The organism is Streptococcus sp. HSISS3 (assembly GCF_000448605.1).
GTDB classification, from domain to species: domain Bacteria; phylum Bacillota; class Bacilli; order Lactobacillales; family Streptococcaceae; genus Streptococcus; species Streptococcus raffinosi.
Genome location: NZ_CM002130.1, coordinates 1095120 through 1096471 on the forward strand (window position 1 = coordinate 1095120; position 1352 = coordinate 1096471).

Annotated in this window: 2 protein-coding genes and 1 pseudogene; all 3 read left to right on the top strand. The window is 41.4% G+C overall.

Features of this window, described 5'->3' with window-relative positions; translation table 11 throughout:
• Nucleotides 1–128, top strand: a pseudogene (locus HSISS3_RS11955) (glutamine ABC transporter substrate-binding protein); the annotation flags it as partial.
• A 17-nt stretch (nt 129–145) separates the two neighbouring features.
• Complete coding sequence (locus tag HSISS3_RS05150) at nt 146–844, top strand: amino acid ABC transporter permease (RefSeq protein WP_008534488.1); 699 nt, start codon at nt 146–148, stop codon at nt 842–844.
• Nucleotides 845–855: 11 nt separating this feature from the next.
• The coding region (locus tag HSISS3_RS05155) for an amino acid ABC transporter permease (RefSeq protein WP_042771851.1) at nt 856–1352 on the top strand (497 nt) is incomplete at its 3' end.

Here is a 1352-nt window from a genome sequence, read left to right on the forward strand (position 1 = left end):
CAAGTAAGTCTAACCAAGACTTGATTGACTATACCAACGATTTGCTGGCGAAATGGCAAAAGGATGGTAGTCTTCAAAAACTATACGATAAATATCACTTGAAACCAGCTAAGGCTGAAGACAAATAGAAAGGAGTCCTGAATATATGTATCTTTTAACTGAAACGGCTAGTCCTTTCGCTCTTGAACGTTGGGCTGCTTTCTTCGCTAACTTTGGACAATTTGCTAAAGGCTTCTTCTACACCCTCGGTATTTCGATTGGTGCCTTGATTGTTGCCCTTCTTCTTGGGCTCATCTTTGGTGCCATGAGTTCAACTCATAACAAGGTGCTTCGTGGCATTGCTCGTGTTTATGTCGAAATCTTCCAAAACACACCACTGCTTGTCCAATTCGTGGTTGTCTTCTATGGGATTTCAATCTTGACGGACGGCCATATCATGCTTCCTATTTCATTGACGGCTATCCTCTGTGTGGGTATCTACACTGGAGCCTATATCTCTGAAATTATTCGTACGGGTATTGAGGCTGTTCCTAAAGGTCAAACCGAAGCGGCTTTGTCTCAAGGGTTTACCTATGCCGATACCATGCGTATCATTATCTTGCCTCAAGCTGTTCGTACTATCTTGCCACCACTTACCAACCAAGTGGTTAACTTGATTAAGAACACTTCAACAGTTGCCATCATCTCTGGTGCAGATATTATGTTCACGGCTAAGGCTTGGGCTTATGATACAACCAATTATGTGCCGGCCTTTGCTGGAGCTGCTCTTCTCTACTTTATCATGTGTTTCCCTCTTGCAACTTGGGCACGTCGTAAAGAAGAAGAGAATAAGAAAGCATACTAAGGAGGTCCACTATGTCAGAAGTTTTATCAGCTACTAACCTTAAATTCTTGGCACAAGGGTTGTGGACGACACTTTACTTGTCTTTCTTCATCATTGTGCTATCTACCTTTTTCGGAACCATTCTTGCGGTCATGCGTAACGGCAAAAATCCTATTCTTCGTTGGATTGCTTCTATCTATATTGAGTTTGTCCGTAATGTACCTAACTTGCTTTGGATTTTCATTATTTTCTTGGTCTTCCAACTTAAGTCTACAGCAGCAGGAATTACCTCTTTCACAGTCTTCACGTCTGCTGCCTTGGCAGAAATTATTCGTGGAGGACTCAACTCTATTGACCATGGACAAACGGAAGCTGGATTGTCACAAGGATTTACCAATAAGCAAATCTTTGTTTACATTATCTTCCCACAGGCTATCCGTAAGATGTTACCATCAATTATTTCTCAGTTTGTAACAGTCATCAAGGATACTTCTTTCCTTTACTCTGTTATTGCCTTACAAGAATTGTT